The organism is Rhizobium sp. G187, from assembly GCF_051549525.1.
In the GTDB taxonomy this organism is placed as follows: Bacteria; Pseudomonadota; Alphaproteobacteria; order Rhizobiales; family Rhizobiaceae; genus Allorhizobium.
In genome coordinates, this window is the sequence record NZ_JBPUGM010000001.1 from 835621 (window position 1) to 851887 (window position 16267).

Here is a 16267-nt window from a genome sequence, read left to right on the forward strand (position 1 = left end):
CGCAAGTCATGGCAGAATACCGGTGCGGCGGTGATCGCTGCGCGACCAAAGTGGTCGAAGCCGGGACCGAGAGATGACGAAGTCTTACCTTTCCGATCTTGCAACACCCCTTCCCGACGGGAGCTTGTATCCCACGGACGGTCCAATACCGGCCACGCCAGCAACGATCGACGAACGTAGCTTTTTTGCCGAGCGCCCAACCAAGAGCGACAGGCTGGTGCAACCGCAAACATCGACGCCAACGGCGAACGACCAACATTATCACGGCCACCGCGACCGTCTGCGAGCACGTTTCAAGGATGGCGGCGATGGTGTGCTCGCCGACTACGAAATTCTTGAACTGCTCCTGTTTCGCCTCATCCCACGCCGAGACACGAAACCGATCGCCAAGGCACTGCTCACGCGTTTCGGCACACTTGCGGGCGTGCTTGGCGCACCTTCAGCCCTTTTGCAGGAGGTGAAGGGCGTCGGCGAAGCCGTCGCGCTCGATCTCAAGCTGGTCGCCACGGTGGCGCAGCGGATGTTGAAGAGCGAGTTGCGCGAAAAGCAGGTCCTGTCATCATGGTCTGCCGTCATCGATTATTGCCATGCAGCGATGGCTTACGAGACGACCGAGCAATTCCGCATTCTGTTCCTCGACAAACGCAATGCTCTGATCGCAGATGAAATCCAGGGGCGTGGGACGGTTGACCATACGCCGGTCTATCCGCGCGAAGTGGTCAAGCGCGCTCTCGAGCTCTCGGCGACCGCCGTCATTCTCGTGCACAATCATCCAAGCGGCGACCCGACACCGTCAAGGGCTGATATCGACATGACCCGGACCATCGTAGAGACGGCCAAACCCCTCGGCATCACCGTCCACGATCACATCATCATCGGCAAGGAAGGTCATGCAAGCCTCAAAGGGCTGAAGCTGATGTGAGTTCGAGGTGTGCCGTTCTGTCGTCATTGGACCATAAAAACGTCGCTTGACGCGCGGGAGATAACGAAACGGTCAGATTGCTCTGGTAGAAAACGCTTAGGAACCCGACCGAGTCGCATGCGGATCCGGGCAAGGCAAAGGCAGTTTTCATGAACACGTATGACTTCGTCGTCATTGGCAGCGGACCGGCCGGACGTCGCGCAGCGATCCAGGCGGCTAAGCTCGACAAGAAGGTTCTCGTCATCGAGAAGGGAAGCCGCGTCGGCGGCGTCTCTGTCCATACCGGCACGATCCCGTCGAAGACGCTGCGCGAAACGGCCCTTAATCTGACGGGCTGGCGCGAACGCGGCTTTTATGGCCGCAGCTACCGGGTCAAGCAGGAGATCAATGCCGACGATCTCAGACGGCGCCTGCTGATCACGCTTGACCATGAGGTCGAGGTTCTGGAGCACCAGTTCTCGCGCAACCGGGTCCACCACCTGCGCGGCAAGGCGAGCTTCATCGATGCCCATACGCTTGAAGTGGTGAAAGAGGATGGCGAAGTGCTTCATGTCGGCGCGACCTCGGTCTTGCTTGCTGTCGGCACCCGGCCCTTCCGGCCCACGCATATTCCATTCGACAGCACGAGCATCATCGACAGCGACGAGATCCTCGACATCAAGCAACTGCCGCGATCCATGGTGGTGATCGGCGCGGGCGTCATCGGCATCGAATATGCGACGATCTTTTCCGCGCTCGATACTGCGGTGACCGTGGTCGAACCGCGCGATACGATGCTCGACTTCATCGACAAGGAAATCGTCGAGGACTTCACCTACCAGCTGCGCGACCGCAACATGAAGCTGGTCTTCGGCCAAACCGTCGAAGGCGTGGAGAAGGTCGATGGCAAGTGCCGGGTGACGCTGAAGAATGGGCGCATCCTGACTTCGGAAATGGTGCTCTTCGCGGCCGGCCGTGTCGGTGCGCTCGATTCACTCAATCTCGGAGCGATCGGTCTCGAGGGAGACAATCGTGGTCGGCTCAAGGTAAACCCCGAGACATTCCAGACAGCCATACCGCATATCTACGCCGCTGGTGACGTCGTCGGCTTCCCCTCGCTTGCCTCCACCTCGATGGAACAGGGCCGAATTGCCGCCCGTCATGCCGTTGGCGCTCCAGCGCAGGAACCGCCGCAATATTTCCCCTATGGCATCTATGCCGTGCCGGAGATTTCGACCTGCGGCCTGACCGAGGAAGAAGTTATCCAGCGCGGCATTCCCTATGAGGCCGGCATTGCGCATTTCCGCGAGACCTCGCGCGGCCACATCATGGGCCTCGATAGCGGCATGTTGAAGATGATCTTTTCGCTCAAGACCCGTCGCCTCCTTGGCGTGCATATCGTCGGCGAGGGTGCGACCGAGCTTGTTCATATCGGTCAAGCTGTTCTCAATCTCAAAGGCACAGTTGAGTACTTCGTCGAGAATACCTTCAACTATCCGACGCTAGCCGAAGCCTACAAGATCGCTGGCCTCGACGCCTGGAACCGCATGGGCGAGTTGAAAGTCGAGAAGGTGGAACGAAAGGCTGCTGAATAACTCCGAGAGGGTTAGCCTGCGCAGCCTTTTGCGGCCGTTGGCCATGAAGGGCTGACGGCGGCGACGACTCGTGCGAAAGTAGCAACCTCCACACCTTTTTCGCCCGTCATCCGCGCATTTTCAGCACCAGAGCTTGTTTCATGTTCGCTTCCTTCGGCCATATTGGTGGCCGCCCGCAACTGCTCGTCCTCTCACTGATGATCTTTGCGCAGGGGTCCGCCTATGGTGCCACCCTGCCCTATCTCTCCGTCACGGCGATCGGTACGCTTGGGATGAGCGACCAAGCCTATTCACTTCTCATCTTCGTCTCGTCGCTCGCAGCCGTCACGATCAGCGTGTCACTTGGCATCCTCTCCGACCTCCTCGGAGACCGCAGAAAGATGATGATCCTCATGTCGCTCATGGGATTCGCGGGTTATGGCGCGATCTATCTCTATCCGTCGATCCCGGTCTTTGTCGGCGCGACCTCGATCGTAATCCCCTTTTTCTATGCCACCAGCTCCCTCATTTTCGCCAGTGCACGAGGAGAGACTGCCGAACTCGCGCCAATCGACGCTGCCTCGATCAATGCCACCATGCGGGCTTTCGTATCCGCTGCCTGGGTCGTGACACCTGCGGTTCTCGGGCTTGCCCTCGGCGCGTCCGGCTCGATGCTCGGGGCCTGGGGGGCGGCGTCCATCTTCTCGCTCTTCATCTGCCTGTGCGCCACGGCGCTGCTGAAGCGACAAGCACAAAGGCCAGCGCGAGATCCTGGTGCGCCGGGGTTCTTTTCGGCACTGCGTGAACTTGCAGCCCCCATCATGCTGGTGCGCATGGCGGCAATGGCAGCAATCACCGCCACGCTCAGGCTGTCCGGCACGATCTGGCCCCTGATCCTCACCCTGCAACTCGGTGGCACAACCGCCGATGTCGGTCTAATCTCGGGATTGACGGCCCTGATTGAGATCCCCTTCATGCTGATCTGCTCAGAACTGCTGAAACGCTACAGGATTGTCACCATGATCGTCAGCGCCGCCCTGCTCTATGGCGGCTACATGGCGGCGTTGAGCCTGGCGTCAGCACCCTGGCATATCTATGCCCTGTCCGTGCCGGGTGCCGCTTTCGCTGCGGCGCTTCTCTCGCTGCCACTCACCTATTTCCAGGATATCTTCCCGGCACGTCCTGGCCTGGGAACCGCCTTCATGCCGATCAACTCGTTCCTCGGCAATGGAATCAGCGCTCTTGCTTTTGCCCTTGGCTCGCAAACCTTTGGCTATTCGGGCACCGCCTGGATCGGGCTTGGTCTTGCCATCGCCGGCGTCGGCGGACTGGTGCTGGTGGAGAGGCAACCGGCGACCGAACGGCCCTAAACGGCTCAATGCCGACAAACCATTCTCACATGCTGCCTCACTTCGACCCAGCGCAGCCCTCATCGCAACCATAGGCCGGAAACGCAAAAAGCCGCCCCGGAAGGCGGCTTTTCACAAGTGTTTGCGGCTTGCGATTACTCGGCGTCGCCTTCGGCGGCCTTCTTCTTCGCTGCAGCCTTCTTCTTCGGGGCTTCGTCGCCTTCAGCGGCGTCGTCAGCCTTCGCAGAAGCCTTCTTCTTCGACGCCTTCTTAGGCGACTTGTCGCCATCTTCCTGGCCGTCCTCGGCCATCAGTTCTTCCTTGGTCACGGTCTTGTCGGTGACGGTGATCTCGGTCAACAGCTTGTCGATGACCTTCTCTTCGAAGATCGGAGCGCGCAGCGAAGCGGCAGCGCCGGGGGTGTTGCGGAAGAAATCGAGGATTTCCTTCTGCTGGCCCGGGAACTGCTGCAGCTGGGCGTAGAGCGCGCGCTGCATTTCTTCTTCGGTGACATCAACGCCACCCTTTTCACCGATCTCGGAGAGAACCAGGCCGAGACGGACGCGGCGTTCAGCCAGCTTGCGATATTCGTCGCGGGCTTCTTCCTCTGTCGTGTCTTCATCGGCGAAGGTCTTGCCGGACTGTGCAAGATCGGTGTTGATCTGGCGCCAGATGTTTTCGAACTCGGCGTCGACGAGCTTCGACGGTGCTTCGAACTTGTAGAGTTCGTCGAGCTGGTCGAGGATCTGACGCTTGACCTTCTGGCGGGTGATGTTGCCGTACTGGCCTTCGATCTGGCCGCGGACGATTTCCTTCAGCTTCTCAACCGATTCAACGCCAAGCTTGGTGGCGAGTTCATCGTTGATTTCAACTGCTGCAGGGGCTGCGACTTCCTTGACGGTGATGTCGAAGGTGGCTTCCTTGCCGGCGAGGTTCGCTGCGGGGTATTCGGTCGGGAAGGTCACGGTGATGACCTTTTCGTCGCCGGCCTTCAGGCCAACCAGCTGCTCTTCGAAGCCCGGGATGAAGCGGTTGGAACCGATAACGAGTTCTGCATCTTCGTCCTTGCCACCGTCGAAGGCAACGCCGTCGACCTTGCCGAGGTAATCCATGGTGACGCGGTCGCCGTCGGCGGCCTTGCCCTTCTTGGTTTCGAAGCTGCGAGCATTTTCAGCGATCTTGAGGATCTGCTCGTCGATTTCCGACTCGGCGATCTCGACCACTTCGCGTTCAACCTTGATGCCATCAACCGGCTTCAGTTCGATTGCGGGGATGATTTCGTAGGAGAAGGAGAATTCCAGGTCAGCCTGAGCCGACAGGATCTTTTCCGCTTCCTTCTCGTCTTCAGTCATGACGATTTCCGGCTGGGTTGCCGACTTTTCGCCGCGCTCCGACAGGATCGCCGACGGCTTGTCGCGGATGATCTCGTTGACGAGCTCAGCCATGATCGACTTGCCATACATCTTCTTGACGTGCGACGTCGGTACCTTGCCCGGACGGAAGCCGTTGATACGGACCTTGTCCTTGACGTCGGCGAGACGCTCGTTCATCCGCTGTTCCATGTCCTTGGCCGGGATGACGACCTTGATTTCGCGCTTCAGCCCTTCAGCGAGCGTTTCGATAACCTGCATGTTCTTACCTTCATGTCGTGGCGGCCGTGCTCGGACACCGTTGGTTTCTCTGAGCACGACGCCGGAATCCATCTGTTTCCGGACGTGGCTGCGTCGCAATCGTCAAACAATCTGCCAAGCAAAACGGCGCCGGACTGACGGAAGATGCACCAATGTGCCCCTCTCATCGATCCCGCGCGGCTCAGCTGGTGCGGGTAGAGAGACTTGAACTCCCACGCCTTGCGGCACCAGAACCTAAATCTGGCGTGTCTACCAATTTCACCATACCCGCGTCCAAAAGCGCATGCTGCATTCGCGCATGGCCCCTCCGGAGCGCGCGTCTCTATAACACCCGTTTTCCCGCACGCAAAGGAAAAATGACAGTGTCACGAGGGGGATCAACAGCGGTTCGGGGCGCTCAGCCGGACGAGTGACGGCGTCAGTAGAGCGGCTCCTCATAAAGCGGCTGGCCATCGAGCATCAGAGCGCGGATCTGCGCCTGGCCGGAGGCCGAGACCCGGGCAGCGACCGAGACCCTGTTTTCGTTGCGCCCATCCTCTATCGGCCTGCCCTCTCCTTCCGGAACGTAGTAACGCTCGATGCCATAGGAGACACTGAGTTCGCTGCCAGCCGTCCACATCCATTCCCCGACAAAGACGGGTCTCGAGCGCAAGATGACCGACCCGGGCATCTCGGCCAGCGTTGCGAAGGAGGCCTCGTCGACCTGCCAGAAGCCCGCGGCATCGGGTCGCAAGCGAACGAAAAGCGGCAATTTGGCGCCATCCTTCGGACGCTCACCGCGGATGCGGTCCGTCGGAATGCTCGAGATCTCGTAACTCAGAATGACATAGTCGCCGCGCAGCAGATCCCGTGGATCGACAGGGGTCGTCTTCAGCAGGACCTCGGTTCCTGCCTGCAGAATCGCGGCCCGGCTCTGGATCATGTAGCCGAGGACACCACACTGGGTGAGGCTCACCAAGAGCGCCGCAAGGAGGAAGCGCCTGGGAGAACGAACGGTCGGGATCATGCGACACCTCCTGCGGATTTTGCACCAAAACGCTTCTCTAGCCGGACGACGATGAAAGCGATGACGGCGACGAAGAGGCCGGCCAGCAGGAAGAAGGCCGAGGTTCCAAGGATGCTGTCTATCGTTTCATAAGACAGATACAGGACCTCCGCTGCGAAAACTCCATAGGCGAGATAGCGAACGGCGCCATTGCCACGCCCCTCTACGATGACAGCAGCGAGACAAAGCCCGAGTACGGCAATGGCGATAACTGCCGTTGGCAGCGGACCGGAGGTGTTCACATGCAGGGTGCCGAGAGCGCTCAACGCCAGAACGAGGGGATAGAAGGTCCCAGAGGGTCCGAACCGATTGCGCAGAGCAGAAAGCGGTGATTGCGGCACGGCGAGCAGGAGGAATATCGCGACAGAGACCGTGGCAACACCTGCTGCCATCCAGATTTCCCCATCAATCAGCCAGAACCACCAGACCCATTGCAGCAGCAGCAGCCAGGCAAGATGCTTCGCCCGGCCAGCGGACGTCCAGACGCAGAGCCAGCCGACGCCAGCGGCAACGACCGGCGGCCAATAGGCCCACATGCCCTGCGCAGCCGTTGTATATCCGACATCCTCCAAACCAGCCCAGAACGCGGCGATCGCCAGAAGACCCGTGACAGCACTGAGTGCAGCAGAGCCGAACAGCAAGGCGGAAACGAAGGTAACGCTCAACCAGACGAGAAGCGCCGTAAAGTTATCGCCAGACAGATGATACATCTGACCAACCAGGGCAATGCCCGCGCCGAAGCTCGCAGAGCCCAGGACGAGACAGGCGGCAGCGATACGCTTGGCCTCCCGCGCCCGCGCCAGCCAGCCGCCAAGATTGAAGATCCATATCATCGCGATGATGCCGCCGAGTTTGACCAGGCGCGGGATCGCATCCCAGTTGGCTGCGACCAGCATCAGGATCGAAGCGGCAATCAGCGTTGCCGCAAGCATGCCGAGGACGGATCCCAGACTGAAGCCGCCGGCGCGCTGGTCGTGGTCTGCGAGGAGCCGTTCCGCTAGGGGTGCATCGATCAGTCCGCGCTGCGCCCAGTCATCCAGATCCCGTTTCAGTCGTCCACGATACATCGCGAGCCTCCCCCTCTTGTTAGGTTTGTTGTTCCACCAAGCAGCATGATTGGCAAGATTCGCAATGCGTGGCACTGGCGCTCAGCCCATACATCGGCGCCCAAGAGCCGCGGCGGCCCTCATGCAAACAGCGCATGCCTTCCATGATGATATTGCACTGCACAAAATTTGGCGTTCGCGTTACTGAAAGCATGACTGAGACGCGAAGAACATTAGTTCTGCCTCAGGAGAGTTTCAGGAAGCACGCTCCTCCTCCCAGTGCTTTTTGATCTGATCGATGACTACCTCCTCCCGGTTGTCGATCTTTACCAATGACGCCCACCGGTCCTCCTCCCCCGGTGGGCGTTATTTTTTGCTCACCTTTCCCCAAATACTGCGTTATCGAGCGGCGAGCCACGCGCAGGGAGACCATTTTTTCATCAGTTTACTCATGGTTAACTATTGAGCTATGCGACGCACGCATGGTTGCTCTGATGCATTGGCTCTTCAATCGTTTCGCACCGCAGCATACATTCGGATCAACAAATTCGAACGCGGCCCACGATCGGGTCCATCCACTGAAGAGGGTAACCCCATGAACATCGCTCGCTCGCTCACCAACTGGCGCAAGTATCGTCAGACTGTTACCGAACTCGGCCGCATGTCGGACCGCGAACTGCGTGACCTCGGCATTGGCCGCGAAGACATCCGTCGCGTTGCACGCAGCGCCGTTCACGGCTGATCCTACGCGGCGGCCTTTGTCGCCTGCATGAGCATATATAAAAACCCTGGATCGCAATGCGTTCCGGGGTTTTTCATTGTCGATTGTCTGTTCAATCAGTCTTCGCGAACCGAGACGATCACATCGTGGATCAGCTTGAGAACGGCATTCGCGTCGATGTCGGTGCAGATCTTCTGGCTCGGCAGATCTCCGTCCCAGTCCGAAGGACCGAATCCACGGCCATCAGGCTTCTGGATCGTCTGGCCATCGGCAATGCCGCCACATACGACCCGGATTTTCCCGGAGCGGGTCTTGAAGAGTTCTGGCGCCACGACATAGACGCAGGCGCAGCTGTCATGCACGACCATACCGTCATCGACGAGGCCTTCGTAGAAGTCGATGTAGAACTGCGACAGATCGAAAAGCAGGCGCGCACGGCTGGTTCCGGCCGCATCGCGGATGTCGGCAAGTTGGCTACGCGTCATCACAGTTTTCATCGTCACGTCGAGACCAACGACGACGACGGGCCATGTGGCCGTCATGACGATATCGGCCGCCTCAGGATCGCCGTGAATATTGGCTTCGGCCGCAGGCGTGACATTGCCGTTGCAGTCGAAGGCACCGCCCATGATGACGATTTCCTTGACCAGTCCGACGATCTCAGGATCTTCCTTTAGCGCATTGGCCAGATTGGTCATGCGACCGACAGCTACGATGGTGACTTCACCCGGATTTGCACGAACCGTATCGACGATGAAGCGATGGGCAGCACGCGGGTCTGGGTCGACATCGGTGACTTCAGGCACGCCGATATTGCCAAGGCCGTCGTCACCATGGATGAACTTCGGGGGTGCATGGCTGACACGATGCGGAATGAAGGTCTCGCCGGCGCCTCGAGCAACCGGGGCCTCGATCTTCCATTCCCGCTTCAGGAACAGTGCATTGCGCGTGGTAATGTCGATCTCGGCATTGCCGAACACCGTTGTGATCCCGAGGAGATCGATCTCCGGGTGGTGATGGAGGAAGAGGAGCGCCATGGCGTCGTCGACGCCGGGATCCGTATCAAAGATGACTTTATGCATGAAATCGATCGCCTATTAGATGGAAGCGCGCCTTCTATCGCAGGCGCTGAGAAGGAGGAAGCACTCAGTTTCGTGTTTCGGAGAACTCCGCCATCAGCTTGGGGAAGTCCTCCATTGGCGGAAACTGCGGGTAACTGTGGCGCGTTGGTATGGTGACCCAGGGCAGTTTTTCCGTGGTGCAGGTTTCGACAAACGGCACAAGATCAGCGGCGTGATCCAGCATGGTGGCGCGAACGTTGATCAAAGGTCCGAACAGCTCCGCCCGCGTAAACACCCAGCTCAGGCAGTGCGGGCAGAAGTGGTGGCGGAGCTCTCCGTGCATGCCGCCAATCACGGGCTCAGGTCCCGTGATCTCGACACAGTCTTGCGGATAGAGGGCGCTCAGGGAAAACGCACTGGCCGTCATTTTTTGGCAGCCCTTGCAATGGCAAGCCAATGTCATCACCGGCCGCCCCCGAACCTTGAGGGTAACCTGTCCGCAGCGACAGCTGCCCTGATCCGCGTCTTTGATTCCTGTCATCAGCCTTCCCGCCGTGTCCTTCCGGTGCCGGCTTGCTCAGCTTGAGAGCTTTGCCGTCTTCTTCTTACCGACATTGCGCAGAACATGCGAAAAACCGGCGTTGTACAAGTCGCTGTCCCGGAACTCCACATTCCCGAATACCTTGCCGACCATGATCAACGCGGTGCGCGTGATCTTTGCCTTGCGAACGTCCTCGGCCATATCCTTCAGCGTAGTGCGGATGAAGAGCTCGTCCGGCCAGGTGGATCGATAAGCGATGACCACGGGGCAATCCTCACCATAATAGGGCGTCAGTGTATCGCGGATATGAGGAAGATTGCGGATCGACAGATGGATGGCGAGGGTGGCGCGTGATTTCCCCAGAATCTCCAGCGTCTCGAACTCCGGCATCGAAGATGCCTTCATCTCGGTCCGGGTGACAATCACTGTCTGAGCGATTTCCGGCAGGGTCAGTTCGGTCTTCAGGCGTGCGGCGGTCGCGGCAAAAGCCGGCACGCCGGGAACGACATCATAGGGAATATCCAATGCGTCGAGCCGGCGCATCTGCTCTGCAATCGCGCCATAGATCGACGGATCTCCCGAATGCACGCGGGCAACATCCTCTCCGCGTTCGTGGGCGGCCACCATTTCTGCCACGATCTCATCGAGATGCATGGGTGCGGTATCCTTGACGATCGCCCCCTCGGGCGCCGCCTCAACGATTTCCGCAGGAACCAGCGAACCCGCATAGAGGCAGACCGGGCAGCGTTCGATCAGGCGCAAGCCGCGCACGGTGATGAGGTCGGGGGCGCCCGGGCCGGCACCGATGAAATAGACGGTCATGCTTCAACTCCCTTCATTCCCGTGTCCGCTTTGCCCGAATAGCCGCGCGGCGTGTAGACCCAGGTCTTGCCATCGCCCGTCCTGACGGTGCGGCTCTCGGACGAACCAACGACGACGACGGTCAGCATGTCGACATCGTCGACATTCAACTCCCCGAGCGGCACGGTGCGAACAGTCTCACCCTCACGACCCAGATTGGTGGCAAGGATGACCGGCGTCGAGGCCGGGCGGTATTTCAACAACTCATCGCGGGCATAGGCGAGTTGGGTCCGACGCTTCATCGATACCGGATTGTAGAAAGCGATGACGAAGTCACCCTCGCCTGCCGCTTTGACCCGCCGTTGGATATGTTCCCAGGGGGTGAGCAGATCCGAGAGCGAGATCGTGCAGAAATCATGGCCCAGCGGCGCGCCAATTCTCGCGGCAGCGGCCTGAAGCGCTGAAATGCCGGGCGAGACCTGGACTTCGATTCGGCTCGCCGCATTGCTGATGCCACCCTTTTCGAAGAGTTCAAAGACCAGCGTCGCCATGGCGTAGATCCCGGCGTCGCCAGAACAGACGAGCGAGACTGTCTTGCCCTCACCCGCCAGCTCCATGGCACGCACCACGCGAGCCTCTTCCTTGCCCAGATCGAAATCGTGGCGGATCTTGTCCGCAGCAAGCGGCCCGAGCAGGTCGAGATAAAGCGAATATCCGACGAGATCCGTCGAGGTGGCGACCATGCGAGACACTTCCGGCGAGCGCCAGTCATCAGACCCTGGGCCTATGCCGACGACAAAAAGCGTACCTCGGGCCCGGCCGATCGTGGCGGGATCGATTGTGTCAGCGGCTTCGGCAATGGCCGCCGTTGCGCCTTTCGACTTGATCTTTTCGACGACGAGCGCGCCGGCCTTCCCGACCGCCGCCAATGCGGCCCCTTCAGCGACGCCGTGGCAACCGACTTCGGCAAAGACTACCTCGGACGGGTTCTTCAGGCGCGAGGCTTCGGCTTCCAGCGTTTCGGCAGAAAAGAACCGGGCCGGCACGCCGAAATGGCGGGCGACCGCATGGATCGCCGTCTCGTCTGCCTTCAGATCGATTGAGCACACGGCAGCCAGGCTCTGGCGGGCGAAACCGCCCTTGGCGAGTGCCTCTTCGGCCAGCGCAATCGCCTCCTGCGCATGAGCGTGGCGCTCGCACCCCATGCCAAGCACCAGCGTCTTTGGATGATAGACGAGTTCCAACTCGCCAGCGGCTTTGTTCTCTGTGGTCACGGTCAGGGTCACGCGGGCCTCTTGATCGAATGGAAGTCTGGATTGGGTGAGCCAGGCAGCGACATTGGCTTGTCGGCCATAGGCACTAAGGGAACCGTCTGGCGGCATCAGGGACGGTTGAAGGTTCAGACGGACGCTGGCACCGGCGACCAGTTCAGCCATCACGCCCTTTGCACTTGCAGGATTGGCGAGCACATGGCCCTTTGGTGGCTGGTCGAGTGCCACGCCGAATTTCAGATCGCCGGCGGTGGTAATCGCGGCATGGGCGTCCAGGGCAACTGCTATCTGGCGGGCGAGATCATTGGCGCCATGATGGCCACCCAAAAGGGGCACGACAGAGGCTCCGTCCTCGGCGACCGCCAGAACCGGTGGCTCGGACTGTTTATTGGAAAGAATTGGCGCAAGAAGGCGAATCAACGCACCGGATGCCATGATCGAGACGATCGGGCGGCCCGCCAGGAAAAGCTGCTGGACGTGGTCCTTGACCGAGGCAAAGAGCACATCGGCTTCACCAACCCGTGCGGCAGCACCATGCAATTCGCCGCCGATCATCGTCGCCAGACGGCAACCGAGCGGCCGTGCTGCTTCGCTTAGAATGATTACAACGGGTACGGGTACGGGTGCGCTCATCGCATCTCGCTTCCGAGCGTCTTTGCCAATGCAGGGTGCCAACGCTCTTCGCCCTTGTAGATCAGGATCATCGAGAAATACGGCGCGGTATCGTCGGCCACATCGGCAAGCGGCACGAGTTTCTGTTCGGCGAGACTTACCCGTTCGGCATAACCCGATTGTCCTGTCAGCCCGAGGCTTTCGATCAGCGCACGGATGCGGGCGAAATGGCGACCAAGCTTGATGATGGCAACAGCGCCCGAGGCTTGGATCCGGGCGGCAAGCTCCTCATCCGACAGTGGGCCCGGCAGGACGGTCAAGACGTCATTGCGGGCCGCGAGCGGCCGTCCGAGACCGGCTGCGGCGGCCATCATCGAGGAAACGCCGGGGACAACTTCGGTCGGATAGCGATCAGCCAACCGTTCGAAGAGATACATGAAGGAGCCGTAGAAGAAAGGGTCGCCCTCGCAGAGCACGGCGACGTCCGAACCCGCATCCAGATGACGCGACAGCGTCTCGGCGGCCTGGGTATAGATGTCCTGAGCCGGGAACCGCTCGACGCGCATCGGCACGATGATTGGCACTTCAAGTTGGGCGGCCGTCAGGTAGGGCGCTGCAATCTGGCGGGCAAAGCTCGGGCCCGTACCGGGTGCCGGATAGGCGACCACGGAGCAGGAAGTCAAAATGCGGTGCGCCTTGAGCGTCAGGAGTTCCGGATCGCCAGGACCAAGGCCCAGTCCATAAAGTTTCCCCGTCATACACCCTCTCCCTTCACCACCGTCCACATCGTCACGGGCATCAGTGACTTCCAGCCGCAATAGCGACCGACCGGCGCAGCACGCGCGACCTGGATGCGCGTAAGCTCGCCCCCCCAGATGCCGCGCAGTTCGGCAAGCCGCGCCTCTCCCTCGATGGTCACGGCATTGGCGACCAGAAGTCCGCCGGGGCCGAGTGCCTGCCAGCAGGTCTCGAACAGGCCCTCGCCTGTGATCCCACCACCGATGAAGACGACATCAGGAACTTTCAGGCCGACGAGTGCTGTCGGTGCCTCCCCTTCAACGATTTCCAGATCCGGGACCCCAAGCGTGTCGGCATTCTGCCGGATCATCATCAGACGCTCCGGCTTTGCCTCGATCGCAATCGCTTTCGTGCCCATGCCGGCCCGCATCCATTCAATCGCGATCGACCCGCAGCCCGCGCCGACATCCCAAAGCAGTGCATTGGGGAATGGCGCCAACTGGGCCAGCGTTGCAGCGCGGATCTCGCGTTTGGTCAGCTGACCATCATGGCGAAAGGCCTCGTCCGGCAGACCTGGCACGGGGGCGAGTAGCGGGCCATCCTGAGCGCAGTCGATGGCAAGCGTGTTGAAGTCGGATATCTTGGGGCGGGTTTCGGCCATTTCCAGCGCCGTCATGCGCAGCAGACGCTCCCTCGCCCCGCCCATATGTTCGAGCACATGCAGGACCGAAGCCCCGAAGCCGCGCTCGGCCAGAAGCACCGCGGCAGCCTGCACGGTCGAGGCATCTGATGTTAACGCCAGAATGCGGGCCCGCGGCAGGACATGGCGATTGAGGAAAGACAGCGGACGACCATGCAGCGAAATCTGCGTGACCGATTGCAACGGCCATCCGAGGCGTGCAGCAGCGAGCGAAAAGGCCGATGGGCTCGGCAGGACAAACATTTCCTCCGATGCCACGTAACGCCGGAGTGTTGCACCAATGCCAAAATGCATCGGGTCGCCAGTTGCCAGCACCGTTACCGGCGTGCCGCGCAGCTTCAAGATCTCGGCCAGCGTCTCGCGGAAGCCCGCGCCCCAGGTCAGGATGCGCTTGAGGCTCGGCAGAGAACTGCCATCAATGACAGCGTCGAGGCGTTCGCCGATCACCAGTGTCTCGGCCTGCCAGACCACAGATTGGGCCTCTGGTGTCAGGCTTTCGAGGCCATTGTCGCCGATACCGATGATGGTGAGCCAGGGCCCCTGGAGAAACTCAGACATTGGTACCGAGCCCTCCCGCCAGCGCGTTAACCGCAGCAGACGCCATGGCCGAGCCGCCCCGACGGCCACGCACCGCAATATACGGAATGCCGCGGCTGTCGGCGATCAGCGCGTCCTTACTTTCGGCAGCCCCGACAAAGCCAACGGGAAAACCGAGAATGATCGCCGGCTTGGGACTTCCCGAATCGATGCGTTCCAACAGACGGAACAGAGCCGTCGGGGCATTGCCGATTGCGACGACCGCACCTTCAAGCCGGTCATCCCAGAGATCGACCTGGGCCGCCGAGCGCGTATTGCCGATCTCGCTCGCCCTGGGCCGCACACGCTCATCATTCAGCAGGCAGAGTATTTCATTGTCGGCAGGCAGCAGGCGACGGATCACCCCATGGCGTACCATTTCGACATCCACCAGCACCGGGGCGCCGGCCTCAAGTGCTGCAGCACCGGCTTCAAACGCACCATCTGAAAAGGCAATATCATTGGCGAGATCGACCATGCCGCAGGCATGGATGAGGCGGATGGCCAGCGGCTGCAGGTCTGGCGGAAACCGGTCGAGATCCGCCTCCGTCCTAATCGTGGAAAAGGACTGACGATAGATCTCGGCGGGGTCGCGGATGTAGTCGAGAGATGTGTCCAGGGCAGCCGCGCTATTGCCGCTTTTTGACTCGCTCAGGGCCGGCGAGAAACACAAGGAAAGCGGAACGCCGCAATCCGTTTCTGCCAGACCAATAGCCGATGGAGAAACCTCCATGTTGGCTTCGTATTTGAGTTCGAGAGCGACCTCAGTCTGAGGCGGGCGGTGGCTATCAGGCAAAGTCGCGGCAGCCGCCCCCACCAGGTCGCGGTGACCGATGCCAAGCACCCAGCCTTCCTCTGCGATCGAAACCTCAACGTCTTCGTCCGACAACATGATCGGTCGCTCCATCAGCATGGCCAGACGTCCGTCGATGTCAAATTCTCCGAAGGCTTCCGCTACCGTGCGAACCTGTGCTGCGTCCTTGACCTCTGCACTATCTGGGAGCGTGAACAACGAGGGATAGGTCTCTGCAAAGACCACTGGTTTGTCGAGAAACGTGCTGAATCCGGTCTCGAAGGGCCAGACGGCGATGTGCTTGTTCAGGCCGGAATCGTCGAGGAAGCGAGAGAGGCGGGCAATCCCGAGCAACGACTGACTGCCGACCACGCCGACGCCCACCAATTGCCAAACAGATTTCGCCGTCGCGACAGACACCTCAGAGCGACGGAACGCGAGTGGTGCGGTTTGCCACGGGCCGGGCTTTTTGGCGCCCAGATGCGGATAGGCATGTTGATGCGGCCGCCCCCAAAAGCGCGGTTCCCCGGGAAAATAGGTTCCATTCCAGCGCGAGGCGAGAGCGAAGCGATTGTTGGCATTATTGTCGCCATCCTCGATCTCGGCGGCGATCTTGCGCCACAGGGCTCGCCAGTCGGCCCGGCCGGTCAAGCGCTCAGCTGTCCCTTGTGGATAGCCAAAGGCGAAATCAAAACCACACAGCAGTTTTTCGCCCGCATCCAGAGCCGAGCGGACGATCGTTTCGAGACGGCGCATGAACCCGTGACGGGTCGATACGTTCTCCACCCATTCAACCACGATCCGGTCGCCCTCACGCCGGGCCATGCAGGCCCAGAGCGAGTTACGGCCCGTCACCGGTTGTCCAGCGCCTGACCAGTCAACAACCAGATAGCGATCGAAAAGAGGC

The 16267-nt window shown here is 60.4% G+C and carries 14 protein-coding genes and 1 tRNA gene; 4 read left to right on the forward strand and 11 right to left on the reverse strand.

The window, feature by feature from the left end; translation table 11 throughout:
• The first annotated feature begins 73 nt into the window (after positions 1 to 73).
• From radC to ACSV9I_RS04005, 3 genes are all read left to right on the forward strand, one after another.
• Positions 74 to 922, forward strand: a complete 849-nt coding sequence (radC, locus tag ACSV9I_RS03995) for a RadC family protein (protein ID WP_438327415.1) — start codon at positions 74 to 76, stop codon at positions 920 to 922.
• A gap of 149 nt (positions 923 to 1071) precedes the next feature.
• Positions 1072 to 2496, forward strand: coding sequence for a Si-specific NAD(P)(+) transhydrogenase (gene sthA / locus ACSV9I_RS04000; RefSeq protein ID WP_438327417.1), 1425 nt, complete (start codon positions 1072 to 1074; stop codon positions 2494 to 2496).
• A 140-nt stretch (positions 2497 to 2636) separates the two neighbouring features.
• Positions 2637 to 3845, forward strand: coding sequence for an MFS transporter (locus tag ACSV9I_RS04005; RefSeq protein WP_438327419.1), 1209 nt, complete (start codon positions 2637 to 2639; stop codon positions 3843 to 3845).
• Positions 3846 to 3979: 134 nt separating this feature from the next.
• Here ACSV9I_RS04005 and tig read toward each other — a convergent pair whose 3' ends face one another.
• The 4 genes from tig to ACSV9I_RS04025 all read right to left on the reverse strand — a co-directional run bounded on the left by tig (position 3980) and on the right by ACSV9I_RS04025 (position 7567).
• Positions 3980 to 5455 carry a trigger factor gene (tig, locus tag ACSV9I_RS04010; protein ID WP_054159916.1) on the reverse strand — a complete coding sequence of 492 codons (1476 nt, stop codon included), beginning with the start codon at positions 5453 to 5455 and terminating at the stop codon, positions 3980 to 3982.
• Between the two features lie 186 nt (positions 5456 to 5641).
• A tRNA-Leu gene (locus ACSV9I_RS04015) sits at positions 5642 to 5726 on the reverse strand.
• A gap of 147 nt (positions 5727 to 5873) precedes the next feature.
• Entirely contained in the window at positions 5874 to 6461 is a 588-nt protein-coding gene (locus ACSV9I_RS04020) for a GDYXXLXY domain-containing protein (protein ID WP_438327421.1), read from the reverse strand.
• Positions 6458 to 7567: a DUF2157 domain-containing protein gene (locus ACSV9I_RS04025; protein ID WP_054159918.1), complete on the reverse strand. Its 1110-nt coding sequence runs from the start codon at positions 7565 to 7567 to the stop codon at positions 6458 to 6460. The genes ACSV9I_RS04020 and ACSV9I_RS04025 overlap by 4 nt, the downstream gene beginning before the upstream one ends.
• 574 nt (positions 7568 to 8141) lie before the next feature.
• On the opposite strand from ACSV9I_RS04025, the gene ACSV9I_RS04030 reads away from it, so the two are divergent.
• Entirely contained in the window at positions 8142 to 8288 is a 147-nt protein-coding gene (locus tag ACSV9I_RS04030) for a DUF1127 domain-containing protein (protein ID WP_082352630.1), read from the forward strand.
• Between the two features lie 95 nt (positions 8289 to 8383).
• On the opposite strand, the gene ACSV9I_RS04035 is transcribed toward ACSV9I_RS04030, so the two are convergent.
• The 7 genes from ACSV9I_RS04035 to ACSV9I_RS04065 form a co-directional block, all read right to left on the reverse strand.
• On the reverse strand, positions 8384 to 9349 hold the full coding sequence (locus ACSV9I_RS04035) for a nucleoside hydrolase (RefSeq protein ID WP_054159919.1): 966 nt from the start codon (positions 9347 to 9349) through the stop codon (positions 8384 to 8386).
• Positions 9350 to 9413: 64 nt separating this feature from the next.
• Complete coding sequence (locus ACSV9I_RS04040) at positions 9414 to 9869, reverse strand: GFA family protein (protein ID WP_438327424.1); 456 nt, start codon at positions 9867 to 9869, stop codon at positions 9414 to 9416.
• Between the two features lie 36 nt (positions 9870 to 9905).
• Positions 9906 to 10691 (reverse strand): precorrin-4 C(11)-methyltransferase, encoded by a 786-nt coding sequence (gene cobM, locus ACSV9I_RS04045; RefSeq protein WP_438327426.1) that lies wholly within the window; start codon positions 10689 to 10691, stop codon positions 9906 to 9908.
• Positions 10688 to 12574: a precorrin-3B C(17)-methyltransferase gene (gene cobJ / locus ACSV9I_RS04050; protein WP_438327429.1), complete on the reverse strand. Its 1887-nt coding sequence runs from the start codon at positions 12572 to 12574 to the stop codon at positions 10688 to 10690. The genes cobM and cobJ overlap by 4 nt, the downstream gene beginning before the upstream one ends.
• Positions 12571 to 13311: a precorrin-2 C(20)-methyltransferase gene (gene cobI / locus ACSV9I_RS04055; protein ID WP_438327431.1), complete on the reverse strand. Its 741-nt coding sequence runs from the start codon at positions 13309 to 13311 to the stop codon at positions 12571 to 12573. The genes cobJ and cobI overlap by 4 nt, the downstream gene beginning before the upstream one ends.
• Entirely contained in the window at positions 13308 to 14549 is a 1242-nt protein-coding gene (gene cbiE / locus ACSV9I_RS04060) for a precorrin-6y C5,15-methyltransferase (decarboxylating) subunit CbiE (protein ID WP_438327432.1), read from the reverse strand. Before cbiE ends, cobI begins: the two co-directional genes overlap by 4 nt.
• Positions 14542 to 15186 carry a precorrin-8X methylmutase gene (locus ACSV9I_RS04065; RefSeq protein ID WP_438327700.1) on the reverse strand — a complete coding sequence of 215 codons (645 nt, stop codon included), beginning with the start codon at positions 15184 to 15186 and terminating at the stop codon, positions 14542 to 14544. The genes cbiE and ACSV9I_RS04065 overlap by 8 nt, the downstream gene beginning before the upstream one ends.
• Positions 15187 to 16267 lie beyond the last annotated feature (1081 nt).

Coding starts and splice junctions, on each gene's coding strand:
- ACSV9I_RS04005 (WP_438327419.1), top strand. CDS start 2,637: ATGTTCGCTTCCTTCGGCCATATTGGTGGCCGCCCGCAACTGCTCGTC.
- ACSV9I_RS04030 (WP_082352630.1), top strand. CDS start 8,142: ATGAACATCGCTCGCTCGCTCACCAACTGGCGCAAGTATCGTCAGACT.
- cobM (WP_438327426.1), bottom strand. CDS start 10,691: ATGACCGTCTATTTCATCGGTGCCGGCCCGGGCGCCCCCGACCTCATC.
- ACSV9I_RS04020 (WP_438327421.1), bottom strand. CDS start 6,461: ATGATCCCGACCGTTCGTTCTCCCAGGCGCTTCCTCCTTGCGGCGCTC.
- sthA (WP_438327417.1), top strand. CDS start 1,072: ATGAACACGTATGACTTCGTCGTCATTGGCAGCGGACCGGCCGGACGT.
- cobJ (WP_438327429.1), bottom strand. CDS start 12,574: ATGAGCGCACCCGTACCCGTACCCGTTGTAATCATTCTAAGCGAAGCA.
- cobI (WP_438327431.1), bottom strand. CDS start 13,311: ATGACGGGGAAACTTTATGGACTGGGCCTTGGTCCTGGCGATCCGGAA.
- ACSV9I_RS04025 (WP_054159918.1), bottom strand. CDS start 7,567: ATGTATCGTGGACGACTGAAACGGGATCTGGATGACTGGGCGCAGCGC.
- radC (WP_438327415.1), top strand. CDS start 74: ATGACGAAGTCTTACCTTTCCGATCTTGCAACACCCCTTCCCGACGGG.
- tig (WP_054159916.1), bottom strand. CDS start 5,455: ATGCAGGTTATCGAAACGCTCGCTGAAGGGCTGAAGCGCGAAATCAAG.
- cbiE (WP_438327432.1), bottom strand. CDS start 14,549: ATGTCTGAGTTTCTCCAGGGGCCCTGGCTCACCATCATCGGTATCGGC.
- ACSV9I_RS04035 (WP_054159919.1), bottom strand. CDS start 9,349: ATGCATAAAGTCATCTTTGATACGGATCCCGGCGTCGACGACGCCATG.
- ACSV9I_RS04040 (WP_438327424.1), bottom strand. CDS start 9,869: ATGACAGGAATCAAAGACGCGGATCAGGGCAGCTGTCGCTGCGGACAG.